The organism is Peribacillus asahii (assembly GCF_004006295.1).
GTDB lineage: Bacteria > Bacillota > Bacilli > Bacillales > DSM-1321 > Peribacillus > Peribacillus asahii_A.
The window spans coordinates 3548693-3565617 of sequence record NZ_CP026095.1 but is presented as its reverse complement, the minus strand read 5'-3'; the positions used below and the strand labels follow the sequence as shown (position 1 = coordinate 3565617).

Genomic DNA, 16925 nt, shown 5'->3' with positions numbered 1-16925 from the left:
GAGCCGGCTTGATTCATATCAAGTGCGGCTCTTTCTTTCTTCTCAATAGTTCCTTCTTTTTGCCGATATAGTAGGTAAGAAGGAATTTGGAATTGAGGGTGGGAATATGAATGAAACACGTAAAAAAATTATTTTACAGGAAATCAAGTATTGGAAGCAAACGAATCTTTTGCCTGAGCAATATTGCGATTATTTATTGACTTTATATAGTCGCGGTGAAGAACAAATTACACCGCCGACAAAAGAGAGTAGCAGGTCCCTAGCCATTCCATTATGGATATTTACGTCCCTTTTTTTTCTAACCTTATTTGTCAATTATTTTACTGAAATTAACAAGGGATTGCAAATCGCAATTACAGCATTTTTCATTATTATGTTTGGTTCCTTTATTTATCGGTATATTAAAAGTGCATGGTTATTGCAGTTAGCTTTAGTTGGTTTAGCATTACTCGTTCTTATGGAATCGGTTCATATTGTTGACCTAGTATTTCCGAATAGTACTGGTGCTCTCTATATGGTCTTGCTAGTTCAATGTGTTATTTGGTTTCTAGTAGGTCGCCGATTAAAATTATTGTATTTTTCTATCTCTGGAGTGATTGGAGCTTTCATTATTGTCTATTTTTTAGCAAGATTATTTTTTTAATGCTTTTTTATGGAAAAAAATTGGTAAATGATATACTATATAATGGTAATGGTAGTTGTGACAAACCTTGAGAAAGCGCATAAATATTTGTTAAATTTAACAAAATAGAATATATCTGTTTATTTTTACTCTTTTCCTTAACCATGTTTAAGTAAATTAATAGTTGTTTGGACAGAATACTCTGATTGAAACAGTCTAGGTTCTATGGGAGGTTAATTCTATGAAGCGTAATCCAGTTGTACCATTTATTGTGATTATGGTGTTTGGAATTGGACTTATGTTTATGCTTTCTTTCAAAGGTTTAAGTGATTCTAAACAAATGGCTAAGGAGCAAGAAAACGGTGGTAAAACGGAAGAATCTACTGAGAATGCAGCGGCAACTCCTGAGGATATTTATAAACAAAACTGTATTAGCTGCCATGGTGATGCGTATCAAGGCGGTGTCGGTCCTGCTTTAAAAGGTGTAGGTGACCGATTATCTGCAGATGAAATTAAAAATACTTTAACGAATGGGAAAGGCGCTATGCCTCCTGGGTTAGTACAAGAAGATCAGCTGGATGGAATGACTGAATTTTTACAAGGGTTAAAATAATGAAAAACCACTGAGTTGTTCATATAGGACAATTCAGTTCTTTTTTTGTATAGATAAATTTCGCTGAACAAGTGAAGTTTTGTTATAATCTTAGAGAAAATGATTTGAAATACATATAAGAGAGTTGATTTAGATGAATCATGAAAAACTATCGATGCGTTTGCAGCGTGTCGCCTCATATATTCCAAAAGGAAGTGTTCTAGCGGATATTGGTTCGGATCATGCTTACCTTCCTTGTTATGCGATCAACAATCAGTTGTGTGCGAAAGCAATCGCTGGGGAAGTCGTAGAGGGGCCTTATCAATCGGCGTTAAAGCAAGTACTAGAAACCGGTTTACAGGATGAGATTGCTGTCCGTAAAGGGAATGGGCTAGATGTTCTCGAAATTGGCGAAGCAACGGCTGTAACGATTGCTGGCATGGGTGGTACATTGATTGCAAGCATTTTGGAAAGAGGTAAAGAGAAATTAACAAAAGTAGAGCGTCTTATTCTTCAACCGAATGTAGGTTCCAGAAACGTTCGAACATGGTTAATAGAGAATGGATGGGAATTGAAAGCGGAAGAAATTCTTGAAGAAGACGGGAAAATCTATGAAATTTTGCTGGCTGAAGCAGGGGAGCCGCTTAAGCCTTATCAAAATAAGCATGAAACAGGTCTTCAGTTTGGTCCGTTTTTGCAAGCGCAGCGCAGCCCTGTTTTTATAAAAAAATGGATGCAAGAAAAGGCTCATTTATTAAATGTAATTGCGCAAATGGATGCAAGCGGAAACACTAATTTAGAAGAAAAGCGAAATGAATTATTGAAGCAAATTAGGGTTATTGAGGAGGTGCTGGCATAATGAAAACAGCGAATGGACATCAAATTATTGAATTGTTTGAGCAGTTTTCTCCGAAGCATTACGCAATGGAGGGAGATCCAATTGGTCTTCATATTGGCTCTTTAAATAAGCCTGTTTCAAAAGTAATGATTGCTTTAGATGTACTGGAGGAAGTAGTAGATGAAGCGATTGAAAACGGCGTGGAGCTCATTATTGCCCATCACCCGCTTATTTATCGTCCGCTCAAAAAAATTGATACAACGAGTACAGCTGGTAGAATTGTTGAGAAATTGATTAAGCATGATATTGCCGTGTATGCTGCTCATACGAATTTAGATGTTGCAAAGGGCGGTGTGAATGATTTACTAGCGGAAGCCCTGCAATTACAGCAAACGGAAGTATTAGCTCCAACACATGAGATCACTTTGAAAAAGCTCGTTGTGTTCGTTCCTGTTGAGGCTGAGGATCAAGTAAGAGAAGCGCTTGGAAAAGCTGGAGCTGGTGCAATTGGAAATTATAGCAATTGCTCATTTTCTGCTGAAGGAACCGGACGATTTTTACCGGGAGAAGGTAGTGAACCAGCAATTGGTACGCAAGGCACATTAGAATCGGTATCAGAAGTGCGAATTGAAACGATTTTTCCAGAAAATATCGAGAAAAAAAGTGCTGTCAGCTATGATTAAAGCACACCCATATGAAGAGGTCGCTTATGATTTGTATCGCTTAGATAACAAAGGAGAAGTGTTAGGTCTCGGAAAAATTGGTTCCCTTGCTTATGAAATGACACTTGAAGAGTTTGCTGAGCATGTGAAGCGTACATTGGACGTGGATCGAGTGCGTGTTGTAGGAAATTTGAATACAACAGTTAAAAAAGTAGCCGTACTCGGTGGAGATGGTAATAAATATTTTACAACTGCTAAATTTAAAGGGGCAGATGTCTATGTGACGGGTGATATGTATTACCACACTGCACATGATGCGATGATGATTGGTTTAAATATTGTAGACCCAGGACATAATGTGGAAAAGGTAATGAAGCAAGGTGTGGCAACGGTGTTATCGAATATGTGTCAAGAACGAAAGCTAGATGTGACCTTTATTCCGTCTAAATTGAATACAGACCCGTTTACATTTGTTTAATAATAGAAAAAGTCGTCCAAGGACGACTTTTTCTATTATTTAGGTACTTTAATTTTCGGTAAAATTTTATTTAATGGTGTTTTCTTTTCTGTGCTCCATGTTGATTCGTCATTTGGATTATATTTTTCTAAAAAGGTAATGACCTCTTTGGTAATCGGTGTTGGTGTTGAGGCACCTGATGTCACTGCTACGGTTTCAACATCTTTTAGCCAATCAAGATTTAACTCAGAAATATCCGCAATTCGGTATGCTTTCGTCCCAGCAATTTCCTCTGAAACTTGAGCTAAACGATTCGAGTTATTACTTTTTGGATCACCGACAACAATGAGAACGTCTGCTTCACCAGCTTGCTGTGCAACGGCTTCTTGACGAACTTGAGTTGCCAGGCAAATTTCTTTGTGTACTTCAGCATGCGGATACTTTTCTTTTACTTTTTCCATAATATCTAAAACATCCCATTGGCTCATTGTTGTTTGATTTGTAACGATAATTTTATCGCTTTCAATGGTTAATGCTTCTACATCTTCAGCATGTTGGACAAGGTGAACGATATCTGGCGCAACACCAATCGCTCCTTCTGGCTCTGGATGTCCTTTCTTACCGATGTAAATGACTTGATAGCCTTCTTTTTGTTTGGCACGAATTAAGTCATGAGTCGCTGTTACATCCGGGCATGTGGCATCAAGCGTCACGAGCCCTTTTTCCTCTGCAATTTTACGAATTTCTGGTGAGACACCGTGAGCAGTAAAAATCACGGTTCCTGAATCGACCTGCTCAATAATTTCTTTTCGATTTTTGCCATCAAGTGTGATGATACCATCTTCTTCAAATGCATCTGTTACATGCTTGTTATGCACAATCATGCCTAAAATATAAATGGGGCGAGGCAATGTTTTATCTAAAGCCGCATTTCTGGCGATAACCATGGCATCGACAACACCATAGCAATAGCCGCGCGGGGATATTTTGATTACTTTCATCTATATGTCCTCCTTATAAAAGCAAAAAAACAATTAATTTTATTATATAGGAGGAATGAGCATAATACAAAACATCCAATAGTTATTAAATGTATAGTTTCGGCCCGGATGTCTTTTTCTTTTTTGGTTTCGGTTTTTTTTCCATTTTTTGTTGTGCGGTTTGTTCAGCGGTCGATTTAGGAGATTCTTCTGTAGGAATCTCGGTGACTGTTTCTTTTGATATGTTTTCCTCTTGTTTTGGTTCTTCTTTTTTATCGTTGTCGTTAGAACTAAAGGCCTGAATAATATTCCACATGGACGGTAAGTTTTTAATCATTGGACCATATTGTTGAACGATTGGGGTAAATTGTTCTGCTGCTTGAAGTACTTTTTGCGTATTGTTAAGCAGGTTTGTAATACCTTCAGGATTTCTAAGTGTTTCCATGATACCGCCGCCGCTATTATTGCTCCGTGTTTCTTGTTTTCCTTGTGAGGGTGTTGCGAATAAGTTTTGGGGAGCAGCCTTTTGTTTAGACTTACCGAGTAACCTTCCAATCAGACCTTCTTTTTTAGGTCGTTGTTGCATCATGTCTTGTTGATGGAAAGGTGCATTTACCCTTGGTTGACGCATACGAGGTTGTTGCGGCATTTGCTGGAAAAAGGAGTTTGATCCTGAAGGTGCAGGCATTCCTCTTTGAAAGTTTGATGGCGGATACATATTTCGTCGATTGGATGGCGGAAAGTTTGGCCCTGAACCAGGGTGTCTTCCTTGAATCATATTGTTTCCCTCCTTATCAGGGGAAAATTATTTTTTCTATATTAGTATGCAAAATAAGAAAAAAGGTTTGAACAATGGTAAAACTAGAACGATTTGTTGTGAAGTTGGTGGAAAGAGGGTAAGATGGTAACGATAGTTTGTTTGTAAGCAGTCCATGATGCTTATATCAATACTTAATAAAACCAAGTGCCTTGCGCTTTTCTTCATAATTATTTTATAATCATAGGATATGTGAACGATTTGACCCATAGGATAAAGGAGTTTTTTGATGAAACAAAATCAATTTGAACGTTTTAATTTGCAGAGCCATATAGTTGATGCGGTTCAGAATTTAGGGTTTAAAAAGCCGACGGAAATTCAAGAACGTGTGATTCCTGCGATTTTAAACAATCATAGTTTAATTGGCCAATCGCAAACAGGAACGGGAAAAACCCATTCATACTTGTTACCGATTATGGAAAAACTGAATCCAGCTAAACAAGAAGTTCAAGCGATTATTTCTGCGCCAACTAGAGAATTAGCTACTCAAATTTATAAAGAAGCTTTAAAAATTGCCGATCATTTTCCGGAAGAGGCTCCTGTTCAAGTCCGCTGCTTTATTGGCGGAACGGACAAGCAGCGGACGATTGAAAAGTTAAAAACACAGCCGCAACTTGTAATTGGGACTCCAGGTAGAATTAAAGATCTTGTGGAAGAACAAGCTTTGCAAGTATATGGAGCAACGATGCTTGTTGTGGATGAAGCTGATTTGATGCTAGATATGGGCTTTATTGAAGATGTTGATAAATTTGCTGCAAGAATGGCTGAAAAAATCCAAATGCTTGTCTTCTCAGCAACGATTCCAGAAAAATTAAAACCATTTTTGAAAAAGTATATGGAAAATCCGAAATATGTTCAAGTGAATCCGAAGCAAGCAACAGCAGCGAAGATTGAACATGTACTGATTCCACTTCGTCATCGCAACAAAATTCAACTATTACATGATATCGCTGTTCGCTATAATCCATATTTAGCGATTATTTTTACGAATACGAAAAAAATGGCTGACACTGTTGCGGATGAGTTAATAGCCAAAGGATTGACGGTTGGACGTATTCATGGTGACCTTTCACCGCGTGATCGTAAACGAATGATGAAGCAAATTAATAATTTAGATTATCAATTTATTGTGGCGACAGATCTGGCTGCGCGTGGAATTGATATCGAAGGTGTTAGTCATATCATTAACTATGAGCTGCCATCAGATTTAGACTTCTATATTCATCGTACAGGCCGAACAGCACGTGCAGGTCAATCGGGTATTGCGGCAACGATTTATGATACATCGGATGAAGATGCATTAATTCGTCTTGAGAAAATGGGTGTCACTTTCCACGATGTGGATATTCAAAATGGTGATTGGATTGAAATCGATGAACGAAATAAACGAAAACATCGTAAAAAGCAAACTTCTGAAATTGATGTAAAAGCAAAAACAATGGTTAGAAAATCAACTAAAGTCAAACCAGGCTATAAAAAGAAACATCAACGTGAAACGGAAGAGTTTAAGAAACGACAACGTCGCATGGCTAAAAAACAAAGATAAGCTGTATTGAATGTTTGAAGAGAGGAGGACATTAGAGTGTTGAAAATTGGATCTCATGTATCGATGAGCGGGAAAACGATGCTGCTCGGTGCAAGTGAGGAAGCAGCTTCTTATGGAGCAAATACCTTTATGATTTATACAGGGGCTCCGCAAAATACGCGTCGTAAAAAGCTAGAAGAGCTAAATATTGAAGCGGGAACGAAACATATGGCTGAACACGGAATGACAGATATTATTGTTCATGCTCCGTATATTATTAATATTGGAAATACGACAAAGCCAGAAACATTTGAACTTGGTGTCAATTTTTTAAGAAGCGAAATTGATCGTACAGAAGCGATTGGTGCGCGTCAAATTGTTCTTCATCCAGGAGCGCATGTTGGGGCTGGTAGTGAAGCGGGAATTAAGAAGATTATTGAAGGATTGAATGAAGTGCTAACAGCTGAGGATCAAGTGCAAATTGCTCTTGAAACGATGGCAGGGAAAGGAACCGAATGCGGCCGCTCGTTTGAAGAGCTAGCGATGATTATCGATGGTGTTACACATAATAAACAACTGTCTGTTTGTATGGATACTTGTCATATTCATGATGCTGGATATAATATCGTTGAAGATTTTGATGGCGTGCTAAATGAGTTTGACAAAATTGTCGGCATTGACCGTATTAAAGTGCTTCATATTAACGATAGTAAAAATGTACGTGGAGCGCGTAAAGACCGTCATGAAAACATTGGGTTTGGTCACATTGGGTTTGATGCTTTAAACTATATTGTCCATCATCCACAGCTTTTATCCGTTCCTAAAATTTTAGAAACACCATTTGTTGGTGAAGATAAAAATGATAAAAAAGCACCGTATCAATTTGAAATTGAGATGCTAAGAAACAAGAAGTTTGATGATAATTTGCTAGAGAAAATTAAAAATAGCTAACTGTAAAAAGGGACATTTCATCGAATTGGATGAAACGTCCCTTTTTGGTTTACCATTCATAACGATGTATAACTAAGCTTTTTTGATTTTTTACAGTTTTGGCGTCTAGCTGCACCTGCTATGAAAAAGATGAGAGTCCTCAACATCCTATTTTCTACATATACATAAACGAGCCATTTCCCCTGTTCTTAATAAGAACCAGTCAGTTGATAGAAAATATTTTCGATTTGCTTTGCTTTATTCATGCCAGTGATGCCGGCAATTCGACCAATGACCGTTTGTCTTTGACGAGAATCAAAAATGTTAATATTTTGTCCTGCAAGCAGTCTTGTAATACCTACTGCTTCTTGTTGGGTTAAAGATACTTGATACTGTGCCGCTAGAGCGAGCAACTCATCTGGTTTAATTTGATTAATCTTATGATTGACCATCATTTCAAATAATTTCATAATCGTTTTCCCTCCTTTTTTAAAACATATGAAGAGGGGATGAAGATGTGAACGAAAACTGTAAGCGCGGTTCTTTACTTCTTCTTCTTTTTTCGATATACTTCTTTTTATCAAATCGTAATGATTCTTAAAAAAAGGTGATGTAATTTGGAAATACAGGATAATCATCCAATTATTAAAGTGAAAAATCTTTCCTATAAATACACAAAAGATAAAGTGTTAGAAGATGTGTCTTTTGAAGTGCCACGTGGAGCTTTTTTAGCTATCGTAGGTCCCAATGGATCAGGTAAGTCGACTTTATTAAAGTTAATTCTTGGGTTGTTAAGAACACAAGAAGGTACAATTAAACTGTTTGATGAAAATATCCGTTCATTTAAAGAGTGGCAACAGATTGGTTTTGTTTCACAAAAAGCGAATTCATTCAATTCAGGTTTTCCGGCAACGGTGTTTGAAGTCGTTCAAAGTGGATTAACGAAGAAATTAGGTTTATTTAAATTTCCTAAAAAAGCGGATAAGCAAAAAGTGAAAAAAGCTCTAGAGGCTGTCGATATGTTATCCTTTCAACATCGAAATATTGGTGAATTATCAGGCGGGCAACAACAACGGGTGTTTATTGCACGGTCGCTTGTAAGTGAACCACAATTACTGATTTTAGATGAGCCGACCGTTGGAGTGGATTCTAAACATGTGCATCAGTTTTATGAAATGCTTGAAATGCTGAATAAACAATTAGGCATTACACTTATTTTAGTTACACATGATGTCGGTACAGTAACGGATAAAGTGACACATGTAGCCTGCTTGAATAAAAAGCTGCATTTTCATGGAGATGCATGTGAATATAATCAATTAAATGAAGAAGAGCTGTCGTCTTTTTATGGACATGACGTCAAGCTTTTAAGTCATAATCATTAAGATGTTTTGGAGGATAGCCGAATGATATCGGGGTTATTGCAATATGAGTTTTTGCAAAACGCATTTATTACAGGAATTATTATTGGAGTATTAGCGCCGCTCTTGGGCGTTTTTATTGTGGTTAGACGGATGTCTATGATTGCAGATGCCTTAAGTCATGTAGCACTTGCAGGGATCGCGTTTAGTTTACTGCTGCAAAAGAGTTTTGTTTCGCTAGTTGGATTAAATCCACTTTATATGGGAATGGCATTTTCTGTTGGTGGTTCTTTATTTATTGAGAAGTTAAGAACCATTTATAAGCATTATCAGGAGCTGGCAATCCCAATTATTTTATCAGGCGGAATCGGACTTAGTGTTATTTTTATTTCCGTTGCAGATGGATTTAATGCGGATTTATATAGTTATCTATTTGGAAGTGTAAGTGCAGTTAGCCGCTCTGATTTATATGTCATTATCGGAGTAGGCATAGCGGTTATTGTAACGTTAATATTGTTATTTAAGGAACTGTTTTTACTTTCATTTGATGAAGAACATGCGAAGGCTTCTGGTATTCCTTCTAAAGTGATTCATTTTATTTTTATTGTACTTGTCGCTCTTGTGATTGCAGCATCTATGAGAGTGGTTGGAATTTTGCTTGTCTCATCTTTAATGACGCTGCCGGTTGCTGCGAGTTTACGATTTGCACAAGGATTTAAACAAATGATTGGTTATTCAGTTGTTTTTGGTGAAATATCCGTCATAGGTGGTTTATTTTTATCTTATGAGCTAGATCTTGCTCCAGGTGGAACGATTGTAATGCTAGCTGTACTCATTCTTGTTTTAGCAATTATTATTGATAAGTGGAAAAATAGGTAAATGAGGTGTTTTTTTGAATGTAACAACAGCGATTCAATTACTAAAGGATAAAGGGTATAAACAAACGGGAAAAAGAGAAGATATGCTTCAGCTTTTTTCGTCTAGTAATAAATATTTAACGGCAAAAGATGTATTAGAGAATATGAAGTCGAGCTATCCAGGATTAAGCTTCGATACGATTTACCGCAACCTTTCTTTATTTGTACAATTAGGTATTTTTGAAATGACAGAACTTGAAGGAGAGAAACGTTTCCGATTTACTTGTAGTCACTCTGAACATCATCATCATTTTATTTGTTTAGATTGTGGAAAGACGAAAGAAATTGCAGCGTGTCCGATGGAAAGTCTAGAAGATAATTTACAGGATTATGATGTGTCTGGTCATAAGTTTGAAATTTATGGCCGTTGTCCTGACTGTTGTGTACAGTCACAGTAAAAAGCGTGAAGACCATTTAGGTTTTCACGCTTTTTTTTTAGCTATATCCAGAACTCATATGACAATTTATACTTGCTGCTCCTGCAGCCATTTACGAACCCAAGTTTGTGCTTCGTGCCAGGATTGAACCCGAATGACACTGTTTGGAACAGGATCTTGATTATAGGGTGTATTAAAGAGTAAGACAGGGATATTACATTCTTCAGCGATTGCAACTGCATTATCATGTTTATCTTCTAGAAATAGGTCGACCGCTAATTTTTTGGCTGTAGCTACTTTGTTGTGCGATCCAATTAATTCTAGATGATGATAGCTCAGTCGATGTTTGGCAAACCACTTTTCTGTGACATCAAGAAGATGTGGAGTACGTGCGCTAATATAATATAAATCAGCCGAAGCTGTCCATGCATTTAATACTTCTTTTGCCCCATCAGCAGGTAAAGATTCTTTATAAAAGATTGGTTCATTTGTTAAGAACCAGTGGTTAAAATCTTCTTTTGATACGTTCACATATGGATAAAAATCATATTGGGTAATGTCTTCATATGTTAAATTTAATTGAAAAGCGTCATTTAAAAATGGAACAAAGGTGTCTGGTCGTGTGACGGTTCCATCTATATCTATTCCAAATCGTTTCTTCATCGTTGATGTGCCCTCTCCTTATTTTTCATACATATAGTGTAACATAAATTAGTGAAAGCGTTCTTTTAGTAAATGGCAACAATATTGTTTAACAAATCCATTATAAAAAGGGCACGATAATTATCCAGGGCTAAAAAGCATTGCAGTTCTTAGGAGCCGCGGTTTAGATTAGGGTAGTTTTTTCGTATAATTTCATTTATACAATCTGTTCAGACAGATGTAGTTTATCCCAATAGATGAAAGATTTTTAACGTAGTTTTTCATTTTTCTTACACACACTATAAATGCTCCTACTTAACGAAAGTGAGGAATGCATGTATGGAAGAGAATCGTTACACAAGTGTTGACAATGAAGTGCGTTTGACTCCAAAGCCAATGGATTCCACTTCGACCTCGACTTCGACTTCACAGATTCATCAAACAGTTGATGAAGATCGAAATAGATACGAATCCGGTGAAGCGGTAAAAAATCATTATCTAGAAGAAACATCTGCTGAGGTTGCGGCACCGATAAGTAATCGTGGACAAGCAACGAATTCAGAAAGATATGATGATCCTGCATATGGTATTGGTTTCGGTGGTACATTAGTTGGGACCCTTGCGTTAATTGCATCCATCCTCTCCTTATTTATGATGCCAATTTTACTTGGTATTGTCGGCATTGTGGCTGGGTTTATTGCCCGTAGTAAAGGAGCAAAAAGTCTTGGAGCATGGGCAATCGGGATTGGTGCTGTCTCAATTATTGTTGGCATCTTTATCTTGCCGTTTTTTTAACAAGACGAAAAAAGCTTGGATTCGACGACGAATCCAAGCTTTTCTTAGGAAAACAGTATAGAATTTGTCTAGCTTAATTACTTTATTTTTATTTCAACGCTTCAGCTTTTTGTTTAGCGTAATATTCCTCGGCAATTAAGTCGATTTCTTTCTTTAATTCTTCTACCATTGTTTCTTCAGGTACTTTACGAACAATTTGCCCTTTTCTAAATAGAAGTCCTTCTCCTCGGGCTCCAGCGATGCCGATATCAGCTTCTCGAGCTTCACCAGGTCCATTTACCGCACAGCCGAGAACAGACACTTTAATCGGCGCCTTAATCGTTTGGATATACTCTTCTACTTCGTTTGCAATAGCAATTAAGTCGATTTCAATACGACCGCATGTTGGACAAGAAATCAGTGTAGCCATATTAGAGGCAAGACCAAATGACTTTAATAATTCCCGTGCTACTTTTACTTCTTCAACAGGATCAGCACTCAAAGAAATTCGTAATGTATTACCGATACCTTTGCTTAGAATAGCTCCTAAACCAGCAGCGCTTTTTACTGTACCAGAGAATAAAGTTCCTGATTCTGTAATGCCGAGATGTAATGGATAGTCAAAGGCTTGTGCGGCTTTTTCGTATGCTTCAATGGCTAAGTTAACATCAGATGCCTTCATGGAAACGATAATATCATGAAAATCTAAGTCTTCTAAAATTTTGATATGATGCAAAGCACTCTCTACCATGCCGTCGGCTGTTGGGTATCCGTATTTTTCGATAATGCGTTTTTCTAATGAACCAGCATTTACACCGATTCGAATTGGTACACCCTTTTCTTTCGCTGCCTTTACAACCGCTTCGACTTTCTCGCGACGGCCAATATTTCCTGGGTTAATCCGAATCTTATCGGCTCCCCCCTCAATCGCTTTTAAAGCAAGTCGATAATCAAAGTGAATATCAACAACAAGTGGAATGTTGATGCGTTTTTTTTATTTCTGGAATGGCATCGGCTGCTCGTTCATCTGGACATGCAACGCGGACAATTTGGCAGCCTGCCTCTTCAAGGCGCAGAATTTCAGCTACAGTCGCTTCGACATCATGGGTTTTTGTCGTTGTCATACTTTGAATAATTACTTCATTATTACCGCCAATGGTTAAATTACCAACCTTAATAGGGCGGGTTTTAGTACGATGTATAATTTCACTCAAGTGGGATTCGCTCCTTTTGGAAGAAATCATGTTTGATTTTCCCTATTGTTCACAAAATATTGTATCAATGTTAGGCACTAGTTGACAAGGAAATGGATGTATTATCTTTTTTAATAGGCTGTGTTAAACATCGAGAAAATTCTATCTTATCCTTGTTTTATATCGCTGTCTATTTATAGCTCGGAATTTTATAGGTTTTTCCAATTTGCATTTGTTCGGGTTTTAGCCCTTCATTTAGCTCTTGAAAATCACTCACAATCGATTCAATTGGCTGTTTTAGTGTCCCTTCTTCTTGCTCAATAATTGACAATAAGGTGTCACCCGGCTTCATGGTTTTTTTTACATATTGCAGTTTGTGTTTATTCGCTGTTTGATGAACAGGTTGTGAAGGTTCTTTTGCAGGAGAAGAAGATGACTTTGGTAAAGTTCCTGTTGTGACATCAAAGTAAACGATAAACAGAATAAAACATACGCATAGAAAACCGATTAGCCGTTTCATTTGTAACCCCCATTACTTGTCTTTACTTTATATATATTTAGGAGATCTTTTTTTATGCCTAAAATTAAGCACTATTCTTTTGTTTCTATGATTCGATGAATCCATTGTTAATGGAGTGAAGTAAAGCTGCTATGTTCCTTCCTGTTAAAAAATACTTCAATTATTTAATATAGTAGATTTAATGGTCTAGATGCTCCTAATAGAGGGGTTTGTGTAAAAATATTACTTTTATAAAGGTATAAACCTTTAGATTTGTTGGTATATAGGAAATTTATCTTATTTTTTACAGGTTATTTACAGAACGTTAATAATTTCATCGGATAATGAAAGTGATTCAAAAGGAGGGTTTTATGAAAAAAAAGTTTATTCATTACATATTTCACTCGAATTTAGTAGTTAATTGCACCCTAAAAACAAGGTTACTTATCTTGCTTATTAGTTCTTTAGTCTTAACATCATCAGGGATAAGTTATATTGCTTATGTACAATCGAAGGCTTCCACAATCAATGCTGTGGAACAGAGGCTAGAGCGAGAGTCCGTATTGTTTTATCAAATGGTGCAAAATTTAATGTATCTCTATGTTGGAGATGAGGAGAAGTTTTCACAGAAAGTAGAATCTGTCGTGAAAAGTCAAAGTTCTCAAATGGCTCAGGATGGTCTGCGAAGTGATTATTTTCTTTTAAAAGATGAAAAGCTAACTCCGTTTTTAGATAGTAAACAATCGAAAGTACATCTTTCTGATTCGCTTCAACGGAAAATCGTTGAGCAACAAAATGGAATTGTGACGACGTCGATTGAAGGCAAGAAATATACGTTAGCTTTCCGCTATATTCAAGAGTTAAAGGGGCAATATATTATTGTTTTGCCACAAGAGAAATATTTAGGAGAAATTCAGCAAATGGCTTGGTCGATTAGTGGAGTAGCTTTGATCTGTTTAATCCTATCTGCGTTATTAGCGGCTTTCATGATTAACAAGCTAACGAAGCCACTAGAGCAAATTCGTGAAATGATGAGAAAAGCGAGAGAAGGGAATCTTGATATTTCGTTTGAAGAGATTCAACAAACAACTCCAGAAGTAAAATCCTTGATTAAAAGTTTTGGAACCTTGATTAGTTCACTGCAGGGATTGCTGCAAAATATTGGAGCGACGGCAGGGCGTCTCCATCATACAGGACAGCAGCTGCAGCAATCTTCTAATCATGTATTAGTCACTAATCAAGGACTCTTGGCAGGTATTGAGCTGGTCAAAAAAGCGGCTGAAGAAACGGCAAGCAGTTCAGACATACATATAGAAACTTTTCATAAAATGAAAAAGGATGTTCATTTAATTTTTGAAGAAATGGATCAATTATTTCATATTGCTAGAAATATGGATGAATCCGCTCAAGAAGGTACAGACCAAATGAATCTCTTATTAAGAAGAATGGATGTATTTCAACAAGAATCACAACATATTACGAAAACTGTTCATATGATGAGCACGCATTCTCAATCGGTTAACTCGATTGTTGCGCTTATTCAATCTATTGCAGAACAAACGAAATTATTAGCCTTGAATGCTACGATTGAGGCTGCGCGTGCGGGAGAGTATGGAAAGGGATTTTCTGTTGTGGCGACAGAGGTGAGAAAACTAGCAAATCAAACATCTGAAGCGGCGAAAGATATCTCTACAAATATGAGTCAAATGCTAGAGATAACGTCGAGAACGCAACTTGAGTTTGAACATCTCAATCTGCATCTTAATGAAAATGTAGAAGCTGTAATGGAAAGTAAACAATCGATTGATATTTGGAATGTAAAGGTGCAGCAAGTGAAAGAAACACTTCATTCTATACACGATTATTTAGGTCATTTACAGAAATCTTTGCCTCTAGTAGAAGAATCGACAGAGCGGTACGCCGCTTTATCTCAGCAAACATCTGCAAGTTCCGAAGAAATGTTAAACAGTTCTTACGCGCAGCAAAATCAATTAAAAGAAAGCTATGAAATTGGCACGGTGTTAAATGAATTATCAAGTGCCCTTAATCAACAAACCAAACAATTTCGCTCATCATAAGAAAAGGGAGAACAAAACCTACCTTTTAAAACGGTTCTATTAAATAACGCTTTGGATTTTCAACTCATTTAACTTTCAGCAGAGCTGAAAGGTGTCCGAAACCGCGTTTTCATATGAATGAGCCAAAAATCGTATACATCAACAATTAATATAGTCTTTAAAAAAGCGCAAGGACCTTTACTAGTTAGGTCCTTGCGCTTGACGTTTACGTTTGTTGTTCTTGCTCGTGAGGTATTTCTTTTAATGTTAGGAAAAGAAGGATGAAGATAATGAACCAGTTCAAAGACATACTGAATGGAACGGTTGCCTGAAAGAGGTCCATAATTGTAAAGAAAATCGTCGGTAATGTTACGCAATAAGCAGTGATTGTCCATATTTGCTTGTAACGGAGCGGTTTCTGAAAAGCATTTTTGAGCACCAATCCGAAAATAGAAAAAATCGTTATTTTAATAAATAAGATTACTGCGGCTATTATGTAAAAAATAAAAATCATAATAGATAAGAACATCCATAATAAACTGTCCGCTTTATCAAGCCATGAGGAAATGGTTTCATTATTCCCTTCGATAAACGTATAAGGAGAAGACTGGGCACTTCCGGCAGATACAACGACAAATTCGGATTGTAGAAAGGCGAGGCCGTTCGTCGTTTGATTGGCAACTTTACTAGGTGTTAGTACACCAGAGTCATCCATAAAAATAGTAAAGCCTTCTTTGTGGATAATAATAGGTTCGTCGCTTTCTGTCGTTAACTTGCCATCTTTAATCTCAAATGCGGGTATTTCTGTTGAAACAGTTTGTTTAACCGCATAAATACTATCCTTTATCATCATGCTAAAATAATAACTAGCGGGAAGAATGGATAGGAGGGAAAGTACGAATACAAAAAAAATCGTTTTGCCTAATCCTTGATAACGAAAGGTCGCTATATCCTTAGGCGAGTACAAACTAACATATAGTTGTTTAAAGACATTCATATAAAACAGCACCTTTTTCTATTCTATCTTGTTCATTGTATCTATCAGTTTGTGATAATACAACATAAACGATACAAATTCCCCCTTTTAAAAATGAAGGCAAATGAAGGCGTGTTGTCGAAGTTCATATTAAGTGAAATTATTTTTGAAAGGAGATACATATGGATATTCTTTATTGGACGGTTGTCATCACCATGTTTATTATCGGTTTTATTGGCTTGATTTATCCAATTATTCCAAGCGTGCTCTTTATTTTCGCCGGCTTTATTTTATACGGATTTTTTTATTCATTTGAACCATTCCATTGGCTGTTTTGGACCATACAAATTTTATTTGTTTTGCTTTTATTTATGGCGGATTATGTAGCGAATATGATCGGCGTTAAAAAATATGGTGGCTCCAAAGCGGGGATATGGGGCAGTACTATTGGCCTTCTAGTGGGACCGTTCGTCATTCCTGCTTTCGGTATTATCATTGGTCCATTTGTTGGGGCAATTTTAGCAGAACTGCTTGTTCATAAGCGAGACTTATGGACCGCTTCGAAGATTGGGTTTGGCTCTGTTATTGGCTTTATTAGCAGTGTGTTGACAAAAAGCATTATTCAAATCGTAATGGTTGGATATTTTTTCTTTGTTATATATAAATAGTCTGAATAAAAAAACTAAAAAAGTGAAGCATAACGTTT

At 36.9% G+C, this 16925-nt stretch carries 17 protein-coding genes and 2 pseudogenes; 12 read left to right on the top strand and 7 right to left on the bottom strand.

All coding sequences use genetic code 11. From position 1 onward, the window contains the following. Positions 1-106 precede the first annotated feature (106 nt). The 4 genes and pseudogenes from BAOM_RS17595 to BAOM_RS17580 all read left to right on the top strand — a co-directional run bounded on the left by BAOM_RS17595 (position 107) and on the right by BAOM_RS17580 (position 3192). Entirely contained in the window at positions 107-643 is a 537-nt protein-coding gene (locus tag BAOM_RS17595; protein ID WP_127761399.1) for a hypothetical protein, read from the top strand. A gap of 220 nt (positions 644-863) precedes the next feature. Then, positions 864-1235, top strand: a complete 372-nt coding sequence (gene cccA / locus BAOM_RS17590) for a cytochrome c550 (protein ID WP_127761398.1) — start codon at positions 864-866, stop codon at positions 1233-1235. Positions 1236-1368: 133 nt separating this feature from the next. Beyond that, positions 1369-2073 (top strand): tRNA (adenine(22)-N(1))-methyltransferase, encoded by a 705-nt coding sequence (locus BAOM_RS17585; RefSeq protein WP_127761397.1) that lies wholly within the window; start codon positions 1369-1371, stop codon positions 2071-2073. Continuing rightward, positions 2073-3192, top strand: a pseudogene (locus BAOM_RS17580) (Nif3-like dinuclear metal center hexameric protein). Before BAOM_RS17585 ends, BAOM_RS17580 begins: the two are co-directional and overlap by 1 nt. A 35-nt stretch (positions 3193-3227) precedes the next feature. Here BAOM_RS17580 and BAOM_RS17575 read toward each other — a convergent pair. After that, positions 3228-4172 (bottom strand): 4-hydroxy-3-methylbut-2-enyl diphosphate reductase, encoded by a 945-nt coding sequence (locus tag BAOM_RS17575; protein ID WP_127761396.1) that lies wholly within the window; start codon positions 4170-4172, stop codon positions 3228-3230. A gap of 85 nt (positions 4173-4257) precedes the next feature. After that, positions 4258-4929, bottom strand: coding sequence for a VrrA/YqfQ family protein (gene vrrA, locus BAOM_RS17570; RefSeq protein ID WP_127761395.1), 672 nt, complete (start codon positions 4927-4929; stop codon positions 4258-4260). A gap of 268 nt (positions 4930-5197) precedes the next feature. Here vrrA and BAOM_RS17565 point away from each other — a divergent pair, with 268 nt between their 5' ends. After that, positions 5198-6514, top strand: coding sequence for a DEAD/DEAH box helicase (locus BAOM_RS17565; RefSeq protein ID WP_127761394.1), 1317 nt, complete (start codon positions 5198-5200; stop codon positions 6512-6514). Positions 6515-6550: 36 nt separating this feature from the next. Then, complete coding sequence (locus BAOM_RS17560) at positions 6551-7444, top strand: deoxyribonuclease IV (RefSeq protein WP_127761393.1); 894 nt, start codon at positions 6551-6553, stop codon at positions 7442-7444. Between the two features lie 188 nt (positions 7445-7632). Here BAOM_RS17560 and BAOM_RS24620 read toward each other — a convergent pair whose 3' ends face one another. Next, on the bottom strand, positions 7633-7893 hold the full coding sequence (locus BAOM_RS24620) for a DUF2624 family protein (protein ID WP_164853278.1): 261 nt from the start codon (positions 7891-7893) through the stop codon (positions 7633-7635). 153 nt (positions 7894-8046) lie between these two features. On the opposite strand from BAOM_RS24620, the gene BAOM_RS17550 reads away from it, so the two are divergent. Genes BAOM_RS17550 through BAOM_RS17540 form a run of 3 tightly spaced genes read left to right on the top strand, consistent with a single transcriptional unit; the run spans position 8047 to position 10099 of the window. Continuing rightward, positions 8047-8808: a metal ABC transporter ATP-binding protein gene (locus tag BAOM_RS17550; protein ID WP_127762621.1), complete on the top strand. Its 762-nt coding sequence runs from the start codon at positions 8047-8049 to the stop codon at positions 8806-8808. A gap of 21 nt (positions 8809-8829) precedes the next feature. After that, positions 8830-9663, top strand: a complete 834-nt coding sequence (locus BAOM_RS17545; protein ID WP_127761391.1) for a metal ABC transporter permease — start codon at positions 8830-8832, stop codon at positions 9661-9663. A gap of 13 nt (positions 9664-9676) precedes the next feature. Continuing rightward, positions 9677-10099 carry a Fur family transcriptional regulator gene (locus BAOM_RS17540; protein WP_127761390.1) on the top strand — a complete coding sequence of 141 codons (423 nt, stop codon included), beginning with the start codon at positions 9677-9679 and terminating at the stop codon, positions 10097-10099. 66 nt (positions 10100-10165) lie between these two features. Here BAOM_RS17540 and BAOM_RS17535 read toward each other — a convergent pair whose 3' ends face one another. Further along, positions 10166-10741: a 5' nucleotidase, NT5C type gene (locus tag BAOM_RS17535; RefSeq protein WP_127761389.1), complete on the bottom strand. Its 576-nt coding sequence runs from the start codon at positions 10739-10741 to the stop codon at positions 10166-10168. A gap of 318 nt (positions 10742-11059) precedes the next feature. Here BAOM_RS17535 and BAOM_RS24740 point away from each other — a divergent pair, with 318 nt between their 5' ends. Continuing rightward, positions 11060-11515, top strand: a complete 456-nt coding sequence (locus BAOM_RS24740; RefSeq protein WP_180319793.1) for a DUF308 domain-containing protein — start codon at positions 11060-11062, stop codon at positions 11513-11515. Between the two features lie 88 nt (positions 11516-11603). On the opposite strand, the pseudogene ispG reads toward BAOM_RS24740, so the two are convergent. Together ispG and BAOM_RS17520 are read right to left on the bottom strand one after the other, a co-directional pair. Next, positions 11604-12738: pseudogene (gene ispG / locus BAOM_RS17525) on the bottom strand (flavodoxin-dependent (E)-4-hydroxy-3-methylbut-2-enyl-diphosphate synthase). A 139-nt stretch (positions 12739-12877) separates the two neighbouring features. After that, a complete protein-coding gene (locus tag BAOM_RS17520; protein WP_127761388.1) occupies positions 12878-13207 on the bottom strand; it encodes a LysM peptidoglycan-binding domain-containing protein in 330 nt (109 codons plus the stop codon). A 350-nt stretch (positions 13208-13557) separates the two neighbouring features. Between BAOM_RS17520 and BAOM_RS17515 the strand changes: the two genes are divergently transcribed. Continuing rightward, positions 13558-15264, top strand: a complete 1707-nt coding sequence (locus BAOM_RS17515; protein ID WP_164853277.1) for a methyl-accepting chemotaxis protein — start codon at positions 13558-13560, stop codon at positions 15262-15264. A 205-nt stretch (positions 15265-15469) separates the two neighbouring features. Here the strand turns inward: BAOM_RS17515 and BAOM_RS17510 are convergent, their stop codons facing one another. Next, the gene (locus BAOM_RS17510; protein ID WP_127761386.1) at positions 15470-16240 is read right to left on the bottom strand and encodes a DUF1189 domain-containing protein; all 771 of its coding nucleotides are present in this window, start codon (positions 16238-16240) and stop codon (positions 15470-15472) included. A 161-nt stretch (positions 16241-16401) separates the two neighbouring features. Between BAOM_RS17510 and BAOM_RS17505 the strand changes: the two genes are divergently transcribed. Continuing rightward, positions 16402-16887 (top strand): DUF456 domain-containing protein, encoded by a 486-nt coding sequence (locus BAOM_RS17505; protein WP_127761385.1) that lies wholly within the window; start codon positions 16402-16404, stop codon positions 16885-16887. The last annotated feature ends 38 nt before the right edge of the window (positions 16888-16925 follow it).

Excerpts from the sequence above, each read along its gene's own strand:
- BAOM_RS17595 (WP_127761399.1), top strand. The coding sequence starts at position 107 with ATGAATGAAACACGTAAAAAAATTATTTTACAGGAAATCAAGTATTGG.
- BAOM_RS24620 (WP_164853278.1), bottom strand. The coding sequence starts at position 7,893 with ATGAAATTATTTGAAATGATGGTCAATCATAAGATTAATCAAATTAAA.
- BAOM_RS17520 (WP_127761388.1), bottom strand. The coding sequence starts at position 13,207 with ATGAAACGGCTAATCGGTTTTCTATGCGTATGTTTTATTCTGTTTATC.
- BAOM_RS17505 (WP_127761385.1), top strand. The coding sequence starts at position 16,402 with ATGGATATTCTTTATTGGACGGTTGTCATCACCATGTTTATTATCGGT.
- cccA (WP_127761398.1), top strand. The coding sequence starts at position 864 with ATGAAGCGTAATCCAGTTGTACCATTTATTGTGATTATGGTGTTTGGA.
- BAOM_RS17565 (WP_127761394.1), top strand. The coding sequence starts at position 5,198 with ATGAAACAAAATCAATTTGAACGTTTTAATTTGCAGAGCCATATAGTT.
- BAOM_RS24740 (WP_180319793.1), top strand. The coding sequence starts at position 11,060 with ATGGAAGAGAATCGTTACACAAGTGTTGACAATGAAGTGCGTTTGACT.
- vrrA (WP_127761395.1), bottom strand. The coding sequence starts at position 4,929 with ATGATTCAAGGAAGACACCCTGGTTCAGGGCCAAACTTTCCGCCATCC.
- BAOM_RS17510 (WP_127761386.1), bottom strand. The coding sequence starts at position 16,240 with ATGAATGTCTTTAAACAACTATATGTTAGTTTGTACTCGCCTAAGGAT.
- BAOM_RS17575 (WP_127761396.1), bottom strand. The coding sequence starts at position 4,172 with ATGAAAGTAATCAAAATATCCCCGCGCGGCTATTGCTATGGTGTTGTC.
- BAOM_RS17535 (WP_127761389.1), bottom strand. The coding sequence starts at position 10,741 with ATGAAGAAACGATTTGGAATAGATATAGATGGAACCGTCACACGACCA.
- BAOM_RS17585 (WP_127761397.1), top strand. The coding sequence starts at position 1,369 with ATGAATCATGAAAAACTATCGATGCGTTTGCAGCGTGTCGCCTCATAT.
- BAOM_RS17545 (WP_127761391.1), top strand. The coding sequence starts at position 8,830 with ATGATATCGGGGTTATTGCAATATGAGTTTTTGCAAAACGCATTTATT.
- BAOM_RS17515 (WP_164853277.1), top strand. The coding sequence starts at position 13,558 with ATGAAAAAAAAGTTTATTCATTACATATTTCACTCGAATTTAGTAGTT.